The sequence below is a fragment of the Achromobacter sp. UMC46 genome (assembly GCF_014170335.1).
Taxonomy (GTDB): Bacteria; Pseudomonadota; Gammaproteobacteria; order Burkholderiales; family Burkholderiaceae_B; genus Achromobacter.
In genome coordinates, this window is record NZ_LZZS01000042.1 from 102,671 (window position 1) to 119,325 (window position 16,655).

The following is a 16,655-nucleotide window of genomic DNA, read 5'->3' on the forward strand; positions in this document are numbered from 1 at the left end:
GGGGCAGGAGCAATGTTTGGACACAGCAAGATCGCGCATGATCGGTAGACTGGGTTGTTCGGTACGACTGGAAATCCAGCGTCGTCGTGCTTTCACTAACCCGAGGAGCTAACGATATGGAACACGCAACCCAAAACGCCCAGAAGGCAAACCGTCCTTTCGACATGGACGTGAAGGCCATCCGTGCCAAGGCGCGCCAGGACATTGAATCGGGGGCGGTCACGGACAGCTACCGCGCGGACCGGCAGACGGTGTTGAAGCTGCTGAATGAAGCGTTGGCCACCGAGATCGTCTGTGTGCTGCGCTATAAGCGCCACTTCTTCATGGCCCGCGGCCTGAATGCCGAACCGGTGGCGGCGGAGTTCGCCGAACACGCCATGCAAGAGCAAGAGCACGCGGACCGCCTGGCCGAACGCATCGTGCAATTGGGGGGCGAACCGAACTTGTCGCCCAAGGGCCTGCTGGAGCGCAGTCATTCGGAATACGTCGAAGGCGCCACGCTGGAAGAGATGATCAAGGAAAACCTGATCGCCGAGCGCATCGCCATCGACAGCTACCGGCAGATGATCGACTACCTTGGCGAACAGGACTCCACCACGCGTCGCATGCTGGAAGAGATCCTGGCGGTGGAAGAGGAGCACGCCGACGACATGTCGGACCTTCTGGTCAAGCCGTAAGCAAGACGGCATAAAAAAGCCCGGCCTCGCAAGGCCGGGCTTTTTCGTCGCGGCGGCGGTCAACGCGCCGCCCGCGTCGATCAGAGGGCGTCGCCCCACAGGTCGTACTCGTCCGAATCGGTGACGCGCACGCGCACGATATCGCCCGCCTTCAGCGGCTTGTCCGAACTGACGTAGACACAGCCGTCGATCTCGGGCGCGTCGGCGCTGCTGCGGCCCACGGCGCCGTCTTCGTCCACTTCGTCGATCAGCACGTCGATTTCGCGGCCGACCTTGCGGGCCAGGCGCGCGGTCGAGATGCCCTGCTGCAATTCCATGAAACGTTCCCAACGGTCTTGCTTCACGTCGTCGGGCACGGGATTGTCCAGCAGGTTCGCGGGCGCGCCTTCCACCGGCGAATACTGGAAACAGCCCACGCGGTCCAGCTGCGCTTCCTGCATCCAGTCCAGCAAGTACTGGAAGTCTTCTTCGGTTTCGCCGGGGAAGCCGACGATGAACGTCGAACGGATGGTCAGGTCGGGGCAGATCTCGCGCCAGCGCTTGATGCGCGCCAGGGTCTTGTCTTCGAACGCCGGGCGCTTCATGGCCTTCAGGATGCGCGGGCTGGCGTGCTGGAACGGGATGTCCAGGTACGGCAGGATCTTGCCTTCCGCCATCAGCGGGATCACTTCGTCCACATGCGGGTACGGGTACACGTAGTGCAGGCGCGTCCAGACGCCCATTTCGGACAAGGCCACGCAGAGCTCGGTCATGCGGGTCTTGACGGGCCGGCCGTTCCAGAAGCCGCTGCGGTATTTCACGTCCACGCCGTAGGCGCTGGTGTCTTGCGAGATCACCAGCATTTCCTTCACGCCGGCCTTGACCAGGCGCTCGGCTTCGCTCAGCACGTCGCCCACCGGGCGGCTGACCAGGTCGCCGCGCATCGACGGGATGATGCAGAAGCTGCAGCGGTGATTGCAGCCTTCCGAGATCTTCAGGTAAGCGTAGTGGCGCGGCGTGAGCTTGACGCCCTGCGGGGGCACCAGGTCCAGATAGGGGTTGTGGTCCTTCTTGGGCGGGGCGGCGTCATGCACGGCGCGCACCACCTCTTCATATTGCTGGGGGCCGGTCACCGACAGCACGCTGGGGTGCACTTGGCGGATCACCGATTCCTCGACGCCCATGCAGCCCGTGACGATGACTTTGCCGTTCTCGGCCAGCGCTTCGCCAATGGCTTCCAGCGATTCCGCCTTGGCGCTGTCGATGAAGCCACAGGTGTTGACGACGACGACGTCCGCGTCGTTGTATTCGGGCGTGACTTCGTACCCTTCGGTGCGCAGTTGCGTCAGGATGCGTTCGGAGTCGACCAGGGCTTTGGGACATCCAAGGCTAACGAATCCCACGCGCGGAGTATGGTCTTTAGAGTCTGTTGATTTAGAAGAGCTTTTCATGATGGTTCCGGACGTGGCCTTGGTGGGGCGAGGAAAGTGCCCAAGGAGACAAAGCCGGCGTTGATTTTAGCGTGTCGTGGAATTCGGACGTCAGGTTGGTGCCCGTATGCAGGCATCTAAGGGGCGCAATGCCTATGACGAAGAGACTGCGGTGACTTTCGAGGTGCGCGAGAACGCGATAGCTGAACTGCTGGTACAGCAGCTTTCTCAAGGACCTTTGTCATGCAATAAAGGTCGGCAATTGCCCAGAATCACTAGGTGCTTGGTCCAGTACCGGTCAGTTGGCTGCATTGCCAAATGCTTACGTTGCAGATTTGGAGCAAAATTCGTCGAATGCTGTGCGCTGGCGCGCATCTTGGATCACGCGGTCAATTTGGAGTTCTCCGGCGGCGACTCGATAGAGTAATTCCACCGTCCTAGTATTGGGTTCCAAGCCGGCCAGTCGTTGGTTAGCAATGACGTTATTGATCGTGCGCAGGCGCTCGTTCCGGCCAAATGTATTGGGCATAGAGGATCTCCGCAAGGGTGCGCGCCATTTCAGGGTTAGAGGCGTGTCCTAATCCAAACTCGCTACGCGGAGGTAAACGGCCTCACGGGCGGCTACGCACGCTGCTGGGCTTGCCACAAATCATAGTTGGCCTGCATGGCGGCCCATGCCTCGGCGGTGCCTGCTCCGACCTGCTCCAGTCGAACCGCGAGATCTGGGCTGATATTGGCTTTGCCATTGAGCACTCGGGACAATATAGTCAGCGGCAAAGCTAATCGATTAGCTGCTTCAGTCACCGACAACCCTAGGTGTGCAAAAACGTCTTCTCGAAGGATTTCGCCCGGATGCGGCGGGTTGTGCATCATATTGGTTCCTGGGGGATACTGGCGCTACCATCTCCCGTTTGAAACATTTTGAGGATTAGTGTCGCAGTTCTATGCCATCCACGAATTTTCATGAGATCAGCACTGTGAGGCTCGCCAGTTTCAGAGAAAGCGGGGCGGTTCACTTTAAGGTGACGGCTAATCATCGCGCATCATCTTTTCGTGCACGTAATTGTGATATCCACAAAGTCCGCCATTAAACTGGTCTTCCTGTCGCAGTGCCTCTCCGCAAACGTCGCATTCCGCATAATCGAGCTCTGCTCGACACCATAAGCATTGTTGCTCGCCAATAACGAAAGTGTCGCGCTGGCATTCATTGCAGGTCTCGACACCAGGTTCCCCACCGTCGCGAGGATCATAGTCATGCGCGTCCTCGAGGTTCTTTATCATCAACGGCCCGATCAGATCGGATTGGCCGCAGGCGACGCAGACATACCTGAACGTTTCATCGTAGCTTTCAACACTTATACCTTCTTCGATATCTTCTGCATGAGGACGTAGCAATGACGAGCTACAAGCCTCACATTGGCATTTCTCAAGCCAGGGCTGCATCAGATCTGGCACGCCGGCCTGATTCCAGGCATCAACGCACTCCGCTCTGGTATCCATGAAGAATTTATGATGCTCAAGCATGATCGGCCATGCCGCGCCCAAGAGCTCTGCAGGCTGCTCATTCATCTGCGTCTGAACAAAATCACGCAATATCGGAAAAAGCTCGGCAACGAAATCTGCAACCTCGCCAAGCGTATTTGCTGGGTGCAAATGTTCGAGGTGATTGCGGCATTCCTGCAGCTTTTCTATCGTGGTCCAATCCATTTCGATGTCGAAACCTTCGAATCGCTTTTTTATCGTGGCCACGTCAATAGTCGTACGTTTGAACTTCCCAACGGGCTGCCATTCAACGCCGCCATTGCCATCGGCCTGGGGTAAGACCTCAGGTGGGTTAAAAATGAGGGTTGCAGCATCCTCTGGATCATCGACTGATGTCGCAATCTTGTATTTAAATAGAAGTAGAACTCCCGCAAACAAATTGCGTATGGCTGATAGGGCACGAGCAGGATCGCCATTTTGTTCAGGCGAAAGGCGGCCTCGCTGGAAGTCCTCAATTCCAAGGCGAATTGACGTCAGCGCGTTTTCCTTCAACTTTTCAGCGTCCAATGCTGGCATAGCCATTTCACATGATCCTGTGTTAAGTCCGCGCAGGAGGGGGCTTCCTAGTTTAAGCCTGGTACTATTTTAAATTACCGCTTCGAGCCGGCGCCGATCAAGGGGCCGCAACATACGAGACAGATGTATGGCGCTAATCGCTGACCTGGAGTTTCTGAATGACCCGGCCGTCAATTTCTGCAAGCTGATGGTCGAGGCTTTGTAGATGACTTTTTAAGCGCGTTTTATCTTCGCTTGTGAAAAGGATCACCTGTTGGCCAAACTTGGCCGATTGAGCGACGCGCTTCAGCAACTCAAGGAAGCTGACATCGTGCGTGGACTGCTGCCTTGGCTCGTCGAAGACAAGCAAGCCGGGGTGATGCGTGGACGCAGTGCGGGCCACTTCCAACATGCCGTACTGGTAGGCCCAGATGGTGCGGATGAGATCGCTCGCAGAGATCGTCGTTTGCATCTCGAAGCCCTCAATTTCAGGGCGATAGGTTAAGGGGGAGAGAGTGACTTCTGTGATCGGAAAGCTCCTGAAATCGTAGTCCTGCAACTGTTTCTGAATCGAGACTCCCCAACTTTCCAACTTGCGATGGTCAGTCGGAGAGAGGTCGTCTTTTGGGAGATTCCCAATTTCTGTTTGTACGGTCTGCCACTCCTCAGACAACGATGCAAACGTCGCCGAGGCGCGTAGAAAAGCGCTGTAGAAGTGAGCATCTTGTTTCAGGTCGCGTTCGAGCTCGACACGTTCATAGACTGCCGCAATGGAAGGGCTGTTGCCACTGGATGTGAGTGTCCGCCGAAGGTACTGAATGCGCTCGCGCGCGTTTGCTATATCTGCACGTGCCGCGTGCACTTGCTGCTGACGCGCTGCGACGACACGTTTGCTTTGCTCTAGCACGCCCGTGAACGTGCGATTTTGTTCTTGCAAAAACTCAATATTCTCATCTAGGGACATCACTATCTGGTGCGGTGCAAGCGGCACCAGCGCGTCGAGCACGGATTGATGACACACCGGGCATGAGCCCTGGTCGAGCTCGGATCCCTGACGGGAACCCAGTTGTCTGAGCGTCCGGGAATCCTTGTTTTGCTGGATGTCCTCTTTGATCGCGGTGAGACGCTGTTGAACGCGGGCAACTTCTTGTTCTTCAGCGGCTAACGCATCGATCAGCCTAGACAGGACGGCTTGCTGATTCGCCACGAACGTTTCGAGCTCTGCGAGCTCCTGCCGCACAGTCTCCGAGTCGGACGATGATTCTGGAATACTCTGTGCTTCCAAGACGGCCTTCTTCTCGGTGCGTTGTCTTATACGTTCCGAAAGGCTGATCCAGTGCTTTGACTGGGGCACATTGATCGTCGGAGGGACCGTCGGCGGCCACTGGGTCAACGGTTCGGCCGGGAGGGCGTTGACGATCCCACCAGCGGCCGAGGCAAGTTCTTTAAGCTGCCGAACCTGAGCCGACCATCGTGCCTCGAGTTGAGCTCTACGCATTTGCAGAATCTGCCGGTCTAGCGCAATCTTGTGGGCATCCAGACCCATTAGAAATTCGACTGCTCGCTTGTGAACATCGCGGATGCGGAATTGGCTAGGGACCGGCGGCTGAATGCTCGACCAGCCTCGAGTCTGCTCGGTCATCACAAATGGGAGTATGCACTGAAGGTACAGTGGGACTTCATTTCCTTCATAGTTCTGGACTATAGGCAATTCCCAACCAAGGAACTGGGCGAGATACCAATGAAATCCGACGGTGCGCACAGCCCCTCCCGAACGGTTCACGAAATAGTCGCGGGAGTTATAGTCGGCTGGTTGGGTTAACGCAGGACCTTCGTGCACGGTAATGAGATTTTTATCCCGCGTTCCTTTTACCGTGCGTTGAACGGTAATGCGCTTGCCTGAGTCATTCTCAATTTCGAGCCATATCTCGGACTCAAGCACCGCATGCGAATGTCGACCTCCATCGAGCTTTGTCGTCATAGCCGGTGTCAACGGGAGCTCTTGCTGCGAGGTGGTGAGCATTGCCTCCATGCCAAGCACGACCAATATGGCGCGTGCGCACGTAGACTTTCCCATTGAATTGTCTGCCCAGACAACAACTAGGCCGTCGGAAAAATTCAATGTCGTCCCGTATGGGCCGTCCGTGGTACTAATGTTGATCTTTAGCTGTCGAAGGCGCATGCCTCTATTTCCTGATTCCGAAGATGTTTTCCACCAGCGTCTCCGACGCTTTCTGCTTTATGGCGCCGATCAACCGTTTTTCATTTATATAGACGTCGGGCGTGTTTAAGACGTCTGCCGCGAACGCTCTCCCCTGTTGAGTAAGTTCAATTCGCGAGCCGTCTACACGCTGGACGAGATTCTCGCCGAGGGCAAAGTCGATCGCACGGTTGAATGCGGGGTCAAAACGAACGACCAGCGCGTCAGGGCGGAGCTGCTGTGATATCAGCGCCATAAGGTTCTCGTGGTTTTCTTCGGAGCGCATCGCCCAGTTCAATACATGCAGCCTAGTGAGGCTGGAGCGTTGCTGCCGACAACACTGTGCGAGCAACAGCATTAGCAGCCCAATGCGCCACGTGGGCCGTAAGTCGCCGGGAAGTGCAATAGGACGTCGGCCGAAAACGAACTCGACATTTAGCTCGGAGATGTCGAAGACATTCTCGATGTCATGTTCAGTCATGGGCCGGACTCGGGAAGTCGAGCGGGCAACGCATCAACCAATCAGCCACCGCTTCAGTAGCAAGATGTTGAGCGCTGAAAGTATGGAGTTCGCCTGCTTCTGCTTGGAGGTCATTTTTGAAGTCCGCGACCACCTCATTTAAGCGTGCATTTGCGGCGATTCCATCGAGACAACTCAATGCGAGAAACTCTTCGCGATGGGATTTGGTTGCAATAACCTTCTCGTACACATCAGGATATTTTCTCAGTTGCTCCAGTAGCTCTTGTCCCATCAAATACCATTTCAGAATGCGGCCGACGAATGCATCGAGTTGTGCTTCATTCTTGATCATGGGTAGCCGTGCGAGCTTTGTCTTGAGGACGTCGACCAACTTGTCGTTGGAAGTGCTCCAGGCATCGACTTCCTCTTCTGTGATTGGCGATTGATTGAACCTCAAGCCCTGTGGTGCCGTGCTCAGTAACTGTTCGCGCGCCACGGAATAACTTGACTCCTGTACCACCATTACACGAAAAGTCGTGTCGACATAGGGCAAAGCAGCACTAAGAATCTCTTTTGTCTTCTTGGCGGCGTGTGCAACGATTTCCTTGCTGTCAAATAATGGGACGAACAGGATCCAGCGTTTGATTTTCAGTGAAGGCCGAAATAGACGTTGGAGTACGTTTTTGTTCTGGATGAACTTCGTCAAATCCTCGGTCATCTTGTCGCGCTGCTTGTCGTAGCGCTCCTGTACGCTAATTGGCTCGTCGCACCCGTAGCACTGAAAGGCTAGGCTGTTGGCAATGCAGAAGCCCTCGATGCCTGCATCTCCGCGATCTTTAGATGGGACTCTTTGATATTCCGTCGGCCCGTAGTGGTGTGATAACAGACGATTCGCCCATTCTTCCCAGTCGGTACCTACGAGGCGCGCTACCGATGCAGTCATTTCACCCCCATTTTTCCACCTCTATGGGCTCGCTAGCCAGCTGGCTATAGGCATTTCCTATGCTTCGCAGTTCAATAGTGGTGGGCTGTTACAACGCCTTACTATACCTGAGGTCGTCGTGAGTGTGCGTGAGGGACATTGCAGAGCAATCGAATCGCGGGAGCCGGAATATTCGTACAGGTCAAAACTAGAGTTAAGGTTGCTTCTCAGCGCCCCAAACGGGGCGAGGAGAAGCCATGAAACGGTCGAGATTTATCGAAGAGCAGATCACCTTTGCGCTGCGATTGGCCGATAGTGGTACGCCGTTGGTCGACCTATGTCGGCAGCTGGCGTGTCGGAGGCGTCTTTCTACACGTGGAAGAAGAAATACGCCGATTTCGGGGTGAGTGAGCTGCGTAAGCTCAAGCAGCTTGAGGAGCAGCGTGCAGCGCGCTTGCGCACTGGCGCTGCTGCAACGGTCGACCTGGTACGCCAAGAGTCATGCGCGAAACCAAAGCGCGCTGCGCCAGCGCATTCGCGCGTGAGTGAGCGAATGGATGCTTCTGAGATCTAGGCAGGGCCTACGTTTTCCAACTCACCGACTGCAACCGCTTTTGCCCAACATAATGAGGCCGATTCGTCAGATTCAGAATAAGCCCGACCGCCGCCGTCGTGAACTGACCTCGGGTATCAACGTGAACGTCGCCATAGCTTTTTGCTGAAAGCTGGAGTTGTGCGCACAGGCTCACGATCCGTTCTGTCTTGAATGACACCTTGATTTGATGTGCGAACTCGTTACGCACCTTTCGAATCAGCTCGCACTCTCGATACTCAACCTCCGACAAGAGGCCCAGGGCGAACGCCGACGCGATGCGCGCAGAGAAGGTACCAAGCGGAGCATTGAAGCCGTCGAGCAAAGCCTTGCTCCCTTTGTTCGGAATCAGGAACGATTCGATGATCCGCCCCAGCAACTCATCGAGCATCGCTGCAGCCGCAAGAGCCGTTCCGCGCTCAGTCTCTTTGTTGAACTCGGCCAGGAAATCCATGAAACCGTTCAGGTGCGGATGGGTCTCAGAGAACGGCTTTCGAAGTTCTCCGATCACCGCCTTGCTCGCAAACCTCCCGGCCTTCATGTCCTCGACTGATCGCAGCAGCACGGCCTGGAATTCCTTCTGCTCTTCGTCCATGGCATTCCAAGATTTGATAGTTGCGGTCGAACCAGCGGTCTGGTCAATATTTGAAATATTAGGCTCGAAGATCATCGCGAGGCTCAAGCCCCAAACTTATGATCGATTGTCCGTAGGTGCATGCCTGTGGGCGCTGGATTTGTCCGCATCACTTCAGCGACACAACGATGCCGATCACAGCCAAGGCATTGCCGGTGATCCACTGCCAGTGCTTCAGCCAGAAGGTACCGAGCAACTTAACTGCCGTTGCAAGCGGCGGCTGAAGGAATATTTGCATGTCCGATAGCCCCCGACAACTGCCTCAGTCGCGCTAGAACGTCTTTCGCCTCATCAGGACGTGCCGCGCGTAAGGTAAGCAATGCTGCGGCAAGTGCTGCCTTATCGGTGTACTGCAATAGCTCCGCAATTTCCTCGGTAGGCGCAGGCAACGCATTACACATGTATTCAAGGACGTCAGCCTCGATCCGTTGGGTTAACACCCGCTCTATTTCGTCTTGTTGCGCTGCGGCTACGACTTTTCTCCACTGAGTCAACCTGGTACTCCGCAAAGCGACGGGGTCCAGACCGTAACCGAATTTCTCAACTGCTCGCTCTACGTAGGGGTCGAACTTATACGCAGGCCATTCGCGGTCCAGCCGAAATTGAAGTTGTGCGACAAGCTGTTCACCGTCAATGGGATCGCTCAGTTGATCACAGGTCCTAATTGCGAGCGTCAGAAGTTCCGACAGCTCGATGAGGAGCGCGTCAAAACAGGCCTTCCACTGGCTTGGGCTTACGGGAGTGCCGGCGCCACATGTTTTTGCAAACCAGTCCGCGGCACTGCGCAGAGTCTTGATGTCGCGCGTGCTATCCAACGCAAGGTTGTGGCTCGTCGCAGTACGTAACGCGCCAACGTGGGGGAGCAGGGCGCTTGCCACGCTCCAGGGGGGAAGTGACTTCAGGAAGCCTAACGGGACCTTTGCCGTTTCGTTGAGCATGACGTAACCCCACGCCACCAAACGATAGAAAGAAAGCTCGTCGGAATCGCCTTGCGGCGGCTCGAGCGTGATCTCGGCCAGCGGCGGAGATACGTGCACCGCGAGGCGTCGCCGCAGATTGGTCAACGAAGAATGCAGCATTACGAATGTCATGGCTTTCCTCCGATACGGATCGGATCGGCGATCGGCCCGAGGAAATTGAATGCGATGTTGAATTCCCGGATTTCTCGTCCGTTTCGGAGGTCCTGTTCTGGGAACTGCCTGGCCTCAAGATCGATCGTCCCGGAAAAACTCTTTACTGAAATTGACCAATTGCCCTCCTTGCGGAGGCGTTCCACCGTGCCACGATATCCTTCCGGGTCCTTGCTAACCAGGAGTAGCCGACGTACGACGCGAGAGCCATCCTCAAAGTCCGAGTCACGCGACAATTGGTTGAATTGCTCACGTGCCAGCGTGGGATTGCCGACGATCCAGTGCAGTGCCGCCTCGAGGAGGCGATAAACATTGGATGCGCCGGTCCCGGACAATTCATTCAAGGAGCGCACATATTTCAGAATCGTATTCTGGAAGGTAGGGTCTTGCGGAATGACGCATCTATCACGTCGCAGTAGTCGATCGCCCGCTACGGCTAGCCATCGCAGCTGGATCAATAGCTGCAGGGCGCGAGCGTCGTGGACAATTCTCTCGTATCGATCTTCAAGATAAGTGGCGCCGCTGTCAGCGTCTCTTAGCATTGCCGCGTCAACAGGGGCTGCTCCGTCGAGTACGTCTGGGCAAAACGAACGCGCGCGCAAATAATAGGCCGTAGCGGGCTTGAGTAACTCAAGTTTATTAAATGAGGTTTCCTCGAGTTTGTTGTCTCGAAGTACTAGTGCAACCTTCAGACGCCGCTCCTCGAACTCCGGCCGATAGCGTTGCAGACTGTTGTCCGCATTAAAACTGTCAATCGTGGAATAGATATCGGCGACCAATTCCAGCTTTCCTTCGTCTGAGAGAACATTCTCTCGCACGATAAGCGCGGGTGCCCACATCGCAACGTCGAACGGATGGAATGAGTTCGCTGTGGATGCGGTAGTTATCGCTACTCGCGCAGCGCCGTAGGCGATCATTACCTGTTCGGCACTGGCGTTTCGGCTGGCCAGCCCACATGCCTGATAGCAATATATCGTTGCGCGTTCAACGTATAAGCTTTGCCGTGTTCTCTTGCCTGCGGACAGCTTTCCAGCCGCTGTCTCTCTTAGTGCAATTTCGATTACTTCTCGCGCCTCTTCAAGAATTTGGTCGCGCTGCTCGTCGGACAGCCGGTCGTTCTCATCAGCCGTCTGATCCGAAATGTAGACCGTGTCGCGGCGGAACGCCGACTCCTGGAGCATCAGGCTTGCATCATGCACGTTGTACCGCGTGCGCAATTCCGTCAGGGCACGAGCGAAATCCAAATATCCTTTCTGGTAATTCTTTAGCCTCGGTCCGTCACGGCGCATCTTGTGCAAAAGGTCGAGCAGGAAGTCGCGCTCGGCCGTGGCGTCTACGCTAGAAAGCCGTGCTGCGCGGATTAGCTCCACAATGTAGCTGACCTCACGCGATGTATTGGTCAAGCGTCTAGCGCAAATCAGCTCGGCCTCCAGCTGCAATCGAGGGAACACTAACAGATCGTTGCCCTCAGTGTCGGCCATCTTCCACCGGAAAAGGTCCAGCTGGTCGAACATGTAGAGGATTTGCGCGTAGTCTAAGTTGTTATTGACGTTGCGTATTGCACGAAGCAACAAGTTGACAGGAACAGCGCAGTCAAGCCGTCCGGCGATCATTACGTAATCAACGAAACGCCCCGCAGCATCCTCGCCGTCGGCTACTGCGGCACCTTCGTCGAAAATGTCCATGTTGCCTTCGACTAAACCAGCGTCAATCAGCTTTTGCGCAAGCTGCGACTGGATACGTTGCGGCCTCGGGACATTCCGCGCTCTAAGACGGATCAATTCCTCCGTAGCACGTGCCTCGTCGTTGACACCCCCGACGAGGCGCGCTCGGCTGACCGACAGATGTCGATACAACATAGGAAGCACTTGGTCGCCGGCGCGATGGTAGTCGATTCCCACGCTTTGCCCGAACCGCGCAATTAGTGTTTTGAGTCGCATGGACTCGCCAGGGCTTAAGGTCGGTAAGGCTTCCGCATATTTCGCGTCCGGAGCGCGTGCCTTTTCTTCGAGTCGATAGCAAGTGCCGATGAGGATGACTCGACGACCCCGACTCTTCAGACCATCTATCAGTTCCCTGTAGCGGCGGATATCGGAATTGCAATCACACAAAATCGCCGTGCATTCAGCGCCGCTGCGTTCTGCTATCTCGCAAAACGCGTCTAATTCCGTCGGCACCGGCACGCGGGCCCACGAATACAGCACTGGTAGGTTGAACTCGTTCCGCAACCGCAGCGCGGCGCGTGCGATCGCGAGGCTTTTCCCCATGCCCGACTGGCCATGAACGATGAGCAAGCTTTCTCCTTGCCCGGGCCGCTGCACAATTTGCTCCAAATAACCCCAGAGCTTCGCCTCGAAGTCTCGAGTGATCGAAAATTCTCTAGCTGTGCCCTCAACTAATCCGCGGGCACCGGCCAAGTCGCCATGGAACCTACGAAAGGCTTCGGTCAATTGGAAGTTGTCGAGTGGCTCGGGTGGATCAGTCCACGTGTCGTCTACGACAGCTGCTGCGGCCTCAACGCGGAGTCGCGTGCCCGCTGGCAGGCGTAAAAATCTGTCGCCGCCCAACATGATGGTGCCGGAGTCGGACTGAAAAATTGTCGGCGCGCTGGGAGACGAGTCTTGCGCAATTTCAATTGCCAGTACAGCCTCTTCAAGGCTTCGCTCGTCAAAGTGCAGATTGCCGCTGGCGACGAGGTCGGCAAAAAACTCAGACGGTGGCGGTGTTTGGTGCGCGAGGAACCAAATAATGCGTAGACCAGGCTCGGAGGACAACGGCGCGAGCAGTTCATCGACTGCAAGCCAATCACCAGCGTCAAGGCCTGCGACTACTAGAAGGCCTAGCGATGTGGCGGTCTCGGGAATTCGATTGATCAGGGCATTGGCGTGAACCAGGCGCCGTGTTTGTAAGTCCTTTCGTGATCGTGGTGCGCGAGTTTCCGGTGATGTCTCATCAGCCCGACCGAAAAGATAGTGGACTCCTGGGCGGGCGCGGCTCCGGGGCACTCGCGGGAAATGATCCTTGGAAAGAACAGACTCTGGGATTCGCCCCCGCGTCTCGAGCCGCATTACGATTCGAGGATCTACGGCTGACGTAAAAACCGCACTCCATGCGACCTGAAATATCTGCTCAAGCGTCTCGGATAGCACTTGGCGCTCAAAACGCTCAACGATCCAGCCATAGATTTCATCATTCAATGGCTGCTGCAATACGGAGGTCCACGTTGGATGAGGACTGGGCGTGCCGAGATGTTCTTCAATCTTGGCCACGAGGGGGTCCGGACCGGCGCACGGGCTGGAATATTTCTGCCCCAAGAATAGGACAACGGGTCGACTGCTCGTGATAGCGTCACCGAACTGCTTCAAAACCTCGTCGGACACACCTGGCCTCTCGCATAGTTACTAGGAAGGCGTCTCCCTTTAGATCAACGCCGAAGAACTGCTGGTAATAGGAATGCAGAAGCCTAGCATCCGGGTCGCCGAGTCCGCATAGCTTTCAGATCGCAAGAAATAATAAGATATATTTTATTACAAAATCGGGCGCGTGGAGCGCCGCTCGAGTCGATTTTATTGAAGCGATTATGGAGATCGAACGACCGAGCGACATGGGTCGGCGGTCGCCACTCATTTAGTCGACGACCTTTGAATTGGTTGAGCGCCAAGAGCCGCTCGCGACCAAATCGGATGCGCCGCCTGCGATGGGCTTCCAGCGACGGGCGGCCGCCTGTCTTTATCAAGTGGGGCTTAGTTTAGTTTCCATATCGTTGGGGCAGCCCAGCGACACGAACCCCACGCGCGGCGCGCGACCCGGATCCGCGCCCTGCGCGGCGGCCGTGATGGCGTTCAGCGTCGAGTTGCTGCCATCGCTGGCGGAAGTGCCGGCGCCTTTGCCGGGCCGGGATTGTTCAAGGATTTCCAATCTAGTTCACCGTAGGTTCGCGCACCGGCTCTTGCGGTGCGGCGGGGTATTCGTCAAGTGTTCGGGTTCAGGCGGATTCGCCTGGGTGGCGGGGCGGCAGGTCGCGCAGCGTTTCCGGGTGGAGGATGGCCACTTGCAGCAGGGTCTGGGCCGCTCCCGACGGATGGCGGCGGCCCTGTTCCCAATCCTGCAAGGTGCGCACGCTGACGCCCAGCAATTGCGCGAAATCCGCTTGCGGCAAACCGACGCGGCTGCGCGCTTCGCTGATATGCGACGCCTGCCACCGGGCGGGAAGCGCCGGCGGAGCTACTTTCTTCATGACTCGTTCAATTTACGGGCAGCGCCGCCTCTCGCCATCGCCTGGGTTCATGCGATGCGCCGGGAGCAGCAACTGCGGGGAAGCGGGGAATTATACGGCAATGCCGTAGGGGGCGATAGCGAAAGGGTTCCGCGGTGTGGCGTAGGTGGGCGCGGTACACGATATGTCTTCGCAACGCCGGTGCCGCGGATAGTGGAAACGATTAGCAATGGTGCGTCCCTGATTGTTGGCCGCGCCTCCAGGGCGCCCTAATCCCTTTTGCCCTTTACGGCGCTCCGCGCCGGTACAGCGCCAGCGTTCCCGCCAGGCCGATCATCAGGCTGCCGCAAACGCGGTTCAGCCAGCGCAGGCCCGACCCCTGGAAGGCGCGCACCAGTTGGGCGCCCAGCGTGGCGTAGACCAGCATGGTCAATATATTGATGGTGGCCAGGACGCAGGCCACGATGGCGTATTGGGTCGCCAGCGGCGCTTGCGGGTCGATGAACTGGGGCAGGAAGGCCGACATGAACAGCAGCGCCTTCGGATTGGTCAGCGCCACCATGAAGCTGCGCATCCCCAGCGCCAGGCCCACGGGCCGGTCCGCGCCAGCCGTGGCCGACGGCAGGACGAGCGCCGCGTCCGAGCGCAGCATCTTCCAGCCCAGATAGGCCAGATAGGCCGCGCCCACCCATTTGATGAGCAGGAAGGCGACTTCGGACGCCGCCAGCACCACGCCCAGGCCGGAGGCCACCGCGCCGACCAGGATCAGGTCCGCCAGCACCGCCCCGGCCATCCCCCAGCCCGCGGCGCGCACGCCATGGCGCGAGCCGTTGCTCAGGGCCAGCAGGGTCGTGGGGCCGGGCGTCACGATGGCGACGGCCGAGGCCAGGATGAACAGCAGCAGCGTGGCGGTGGTCATGACGAAAGCGCTCCCGGGTAGGGGCCAGTTTGACGCGCGGGCCGCCATTCGTCCAGGTGCGGCTACCATATCGGTCTTATCTTCTGAATTCCCACCATGTCCACGCGTTCCGACTCCCCCCATCTGGCCCCCCCGCTTTCCTCCGTTCTTCTTTCCAGCGCGGGGGTGGTCGAGGGCGTGCTGGACGGCCGTTCCCTGACGGACGCGCTGACGGACGTGAGTTCCGCCCTGCGCCCGGCCACCCAGGCCGTGTCGTTCCATGCGATGCGCTACCTGGGCTGGGCCGACGCCGTGGGCCGCGAACTGGTCCAGCGCTATCCCAGCGTGCTGTTCGAATCGCTGCTGCTCGTGTCGCTGACCTTGCTGAAAGAAGAGGGCGAAGCCGCCTCCGCGCTGCCCGGCATGCCGGTGTACGCGCCGCATACGGTCGTGGACCAGGCCGTGACGGCCGCCTCCAATACCCGCGCCCTGGCGTCCTTCAAGGGCATGCTCAACGCCTGCCTGCGCCGTTTCCTGCGCGAGCGCGCGGCGCTGGAAGCCGCAGTGGCGGATAGCCCCGAGGCCCAGTGGAACCACCCCGGCTGGTGGGTCAAGCAGCTGGGCGTGGCCTATCCGCAGCAATGGCGCGAGATCCTGGCCTCGGCCAACGTGCCCGCCCCGCTGACGTTGCGCGTGAACCGCCGCCGTGCCAGCCGCGAGCAGGTGCTGGCGGCCTTCCAGGACGCCGGCCTGTCGGCGGAGCCCGTGGGCCAGTCCGGCCTGGTGATGAGCAGCCCCAAGCCCGTGACCCAGTTGCCCGGCTTCGCCGAAGGCTGGTGGTCGGTGCAGGACGCCGGGGCGCAGTTGGCGGCCGAACTGCTGGCGCCGGCCGACGGCATGCGCGTGCTGGACGCCTGCGCGGCGCCCGGCGGCAAGACCGCCCACCTGCTGGAGCTGGCCGATATCGACCTGGTGGCGCTGGACGCCGACGGCGAACGGCTGGAACGCGTGGAGCAGAATCTGGACCGCCTGGGTCTGGCCAGCAGCCGCGTCCAGCTGGAAGCGGCCGACGCGTCGGACCTGGACGCCTGGTGGGACGGCAAGCCGTTCGACGCGGTGCTGGCGGATGTGCCCTGCACGGCGTCGGGCATCGTGCGCCGCCACCCCGACATCCGCTGGCTGCGCCGCGAAAACGACGTTCGCCGCACGGCCACGCTGCAGGCCAAGATCCTGGATTCGCTGTGGCAGACCGTCGCGCCCGGCGGCCGCCTGCTCTATGTGACGTGCTCGGTCTTCCCGATCGAAGGCGCGCGCCAGGCCCTGGAATTCCTGCAGCGCCACCCGGAGGCCCAACGCCTGGACGCGCCGGGCCAATTGCTGCCAGTTGCGGTCGATGCAACACCGGCGGCCCAACATGACGGGTTTTTCTACGCCTTGTTTGCCAAGCAGTCCTGAATCCCCAAGAATAGGGGCATGACGG

Annotated in this window: 16 protein-coding genes; 3 read left to right on the forward strand and 13 right to left on the reverse strand. The window is 58.1% G+C overall.

Annotation, left to right across the window (positions count from 1 at the left end):
* The first annotated feature begins 116 nt into the window (after positions 1–116).
* A complete protein-coding gene (locus tag A9973_RS30710; protein WP_183011860.1) occupies positions 117–677 on the forward strand; it encodes a bacterioferritin in 561 nt (186 codons plus the stop codon).
* An 80-nt stretch (positions 678–757) separates the two neighbouring features.
* Here the strand turns inward: A9973_RS30710 and rimO are convergent, their stop codons facing one another.
* The 7 genes from rimO to A9973_RS30745 form a co-directional block, all read right to left on the reverse strand.
* A complete protein-coding gene (rimO, locus tag A9973_RS30715) occupies positions 758–2,107 on the reverse strand; it encodes a 30S ribosomal protein S12 methylthiotransferase RimO (RefSeq protein WP_183011859.1) in 1,350 nt (449 codons plus the stop codon).
* A 301-nt stretch (positions 2,108–2,408) separates the two neighbouring features.
* Positions 2,409–2,615: an antitoxin VbhA family protein gene (locus A9973_RS30720; protein WP_183011858.1), complete on the reverse strand. Its 207-nt coding sequence runs from the start codon at positions 2,613–2,615 to the stop codon at positions 2,409–2,411.
* Positions 2,616–2,707: 92 nt separating this feature from the next.
* Complete coding sequence (locus tag A9973_RS30725; protein ID WP_183011857.1) at positions 2,708–2,959, reverse strand: HigA family addiction module antitoxin; 252 nt, start codon at positions 2,957–2,959, stop codon at positions 2,708–2,710.
* A gap of 156 nt (positions 2,960–3,115) precedes the next feature.
* Positions 3,116–4,150, reverse strand: a complete 1,035-nt coding sequence (locus A9973_RS30730) for a hypothetical protein (protein ID WP_183011856.1) — start codon at positions 4,148–4,150, stop codon at positions 3,116–3,118.
* A 127-nt stretch (positions 4,151–4,277) separates the two neighbouring features.
* The gene (locus A9973_RS30735) at positions 4,278–6,146 is read right to left on the reverse strand and encodes a hypothetical protein (protein ID WP_183011855.1); all 1,869 of its coding nucleotides are present in this window, start codon (positions 6,144–6,146) and stop codon (positions 4,278–4,280) included.
* Between the two features lie 163 nt (positions 6,147–6,309).
* Positions 6,310–6,804, reverse strand: a complete 495-nt coding sequence (locus tag A9973_RS30740; RefSeq protein WP_183011854.1) for a hypothetical protein — start codon at positions 6,802–6,804, stop codon at positions 6,310–6,312.
* On the reverse strand, positions 6,797–7,726 hold the full coding sequence (locus A9973_RS30745) for a hypothetical protein (protein ID WP_183011853.1): 930 nt from the start codon (positions 7,724–7,726) through the stop codon (positions 6,797–6,799). Before A9973_RS30745 ends, A9973_RS30740 begins: the two co-directional genes overlap by 8 nt.
* Before the next feature lie 316 nt (positions 7,727–8,042).
* Here A9973_RS30745 and A9973_RS31420 point away from each other — a divergent pair, with 316 nt between their 5' ends.
* Entirely contained in the window at positions 8,043–8,279 is a 237-nt protein-coding gene (locus A9973_RS31420; RefSeq protein WP_370539420.1) for a transposase, read from the forward strand.
* A 7-nt stretch (positions 8,280–8,286) separates the two neighbouring features.
* On the opposite strand, the gene A9973_RS30750 is transcribed toward A9973_RS31420, so the two are convergent.
* The 6 genes from A9973_RS30750 to A9973_RS30775 all read right to left on the reverse strand — a co-directional run bounded on the left by A9973_RS30750 (position 8,287) and on the right by A9973_RS30775 (position 15,196).
* Positions 8,287–8,979 (reverse strand): transcriptional regulator, encoded by a 693-nt coding sequence (locus tag A9973_RS30750; protein WP_255468972.1) that lies wholly within the window; start codon positions 8,977–8,979, stop codon positions 8,287–8,289.
* A gap of 149 nt (positions 8,980–9,128) precedes the next feature.
* Positions 9,129–10,022, reverse strand: a complete 894-nt coding sequence (locus A9973_RS30755; protein WP_183011852.1) for a hypothetical protein — start codon at positions 10,020–10,022, stop codon at positions 9,129–9,131.
* Positions 10,019–13,330 (reverse strand): ATP-binding protein, encoded by a 3,312-nt coding sequence (locus A9973_RS30760; RefSeq protein ID WP_183011851.1) that lies wholly within the window; start codon positions 13,328–13,330, stop codon positions 10,019–10,021. The genes A9973_RS30755 and A9973_RS30760 overlap by 4 nt, the downstream gene beginning before the upstream one ends.
* 463 nt (positions 13,331–13,793) lie before the next feature.
* Positions 13,794–13,979 carry a hypothetical protein gene (locus A9973_RS30765; protein ID WP_255468971.1) on the reverse strand — a complete coding sequence of 62 codons (186 nt, stop codon included), beginning with the start codon at positions 13,977–13,979 and terminating at the stop codon, positions 13,794–13,796.
* 67 nt (positions 13,980–14,046) lie between these two features.
* Entirely contained in the window at positions 14,047–14,298 is a 252-nt protein-coding gene (locus A9973_RS30770; protein WP_183011850.1) for a DNA-binding transcriptional regulator, read from the reverse strand.
* Positions 14,299–14,563: 265 nt separating this feature from the next.
* Positions 14,564–15,196: a LysE family translocator gene (locus tag A9973_RS30775; RefSeq protein WP_183011849.1), complete on the reverse strand. Its 633-nt coding sequence runs from the start codon at positions 15,194–15,196 to the stop codon at positions 14,564–14,566.
* A gap of 96 nt (positions 15,197–15,292) precedes the next feature.
* On the opposite strand from A9973_RS30775, the gene rsmB reads away from it, so the two are divergent.
* Positions 15,293–16,630 carry a 16S rRNA (cytosine(967)-C(5))-methyltransferase RsmB gene (gene rsmB / locus A9973_RS30780; RefSeq protein ID WP_183011848.1) on the forward strand — a complete coding sequence of 446 codons (1,338 nt, stop codon included), beginning with the start codon at positions 15,293–15,295 and terminating at the stop codon, positions 16,628–16,630.
* Positions 16,631–16,655: the final 25 nt, after the last annotated feature.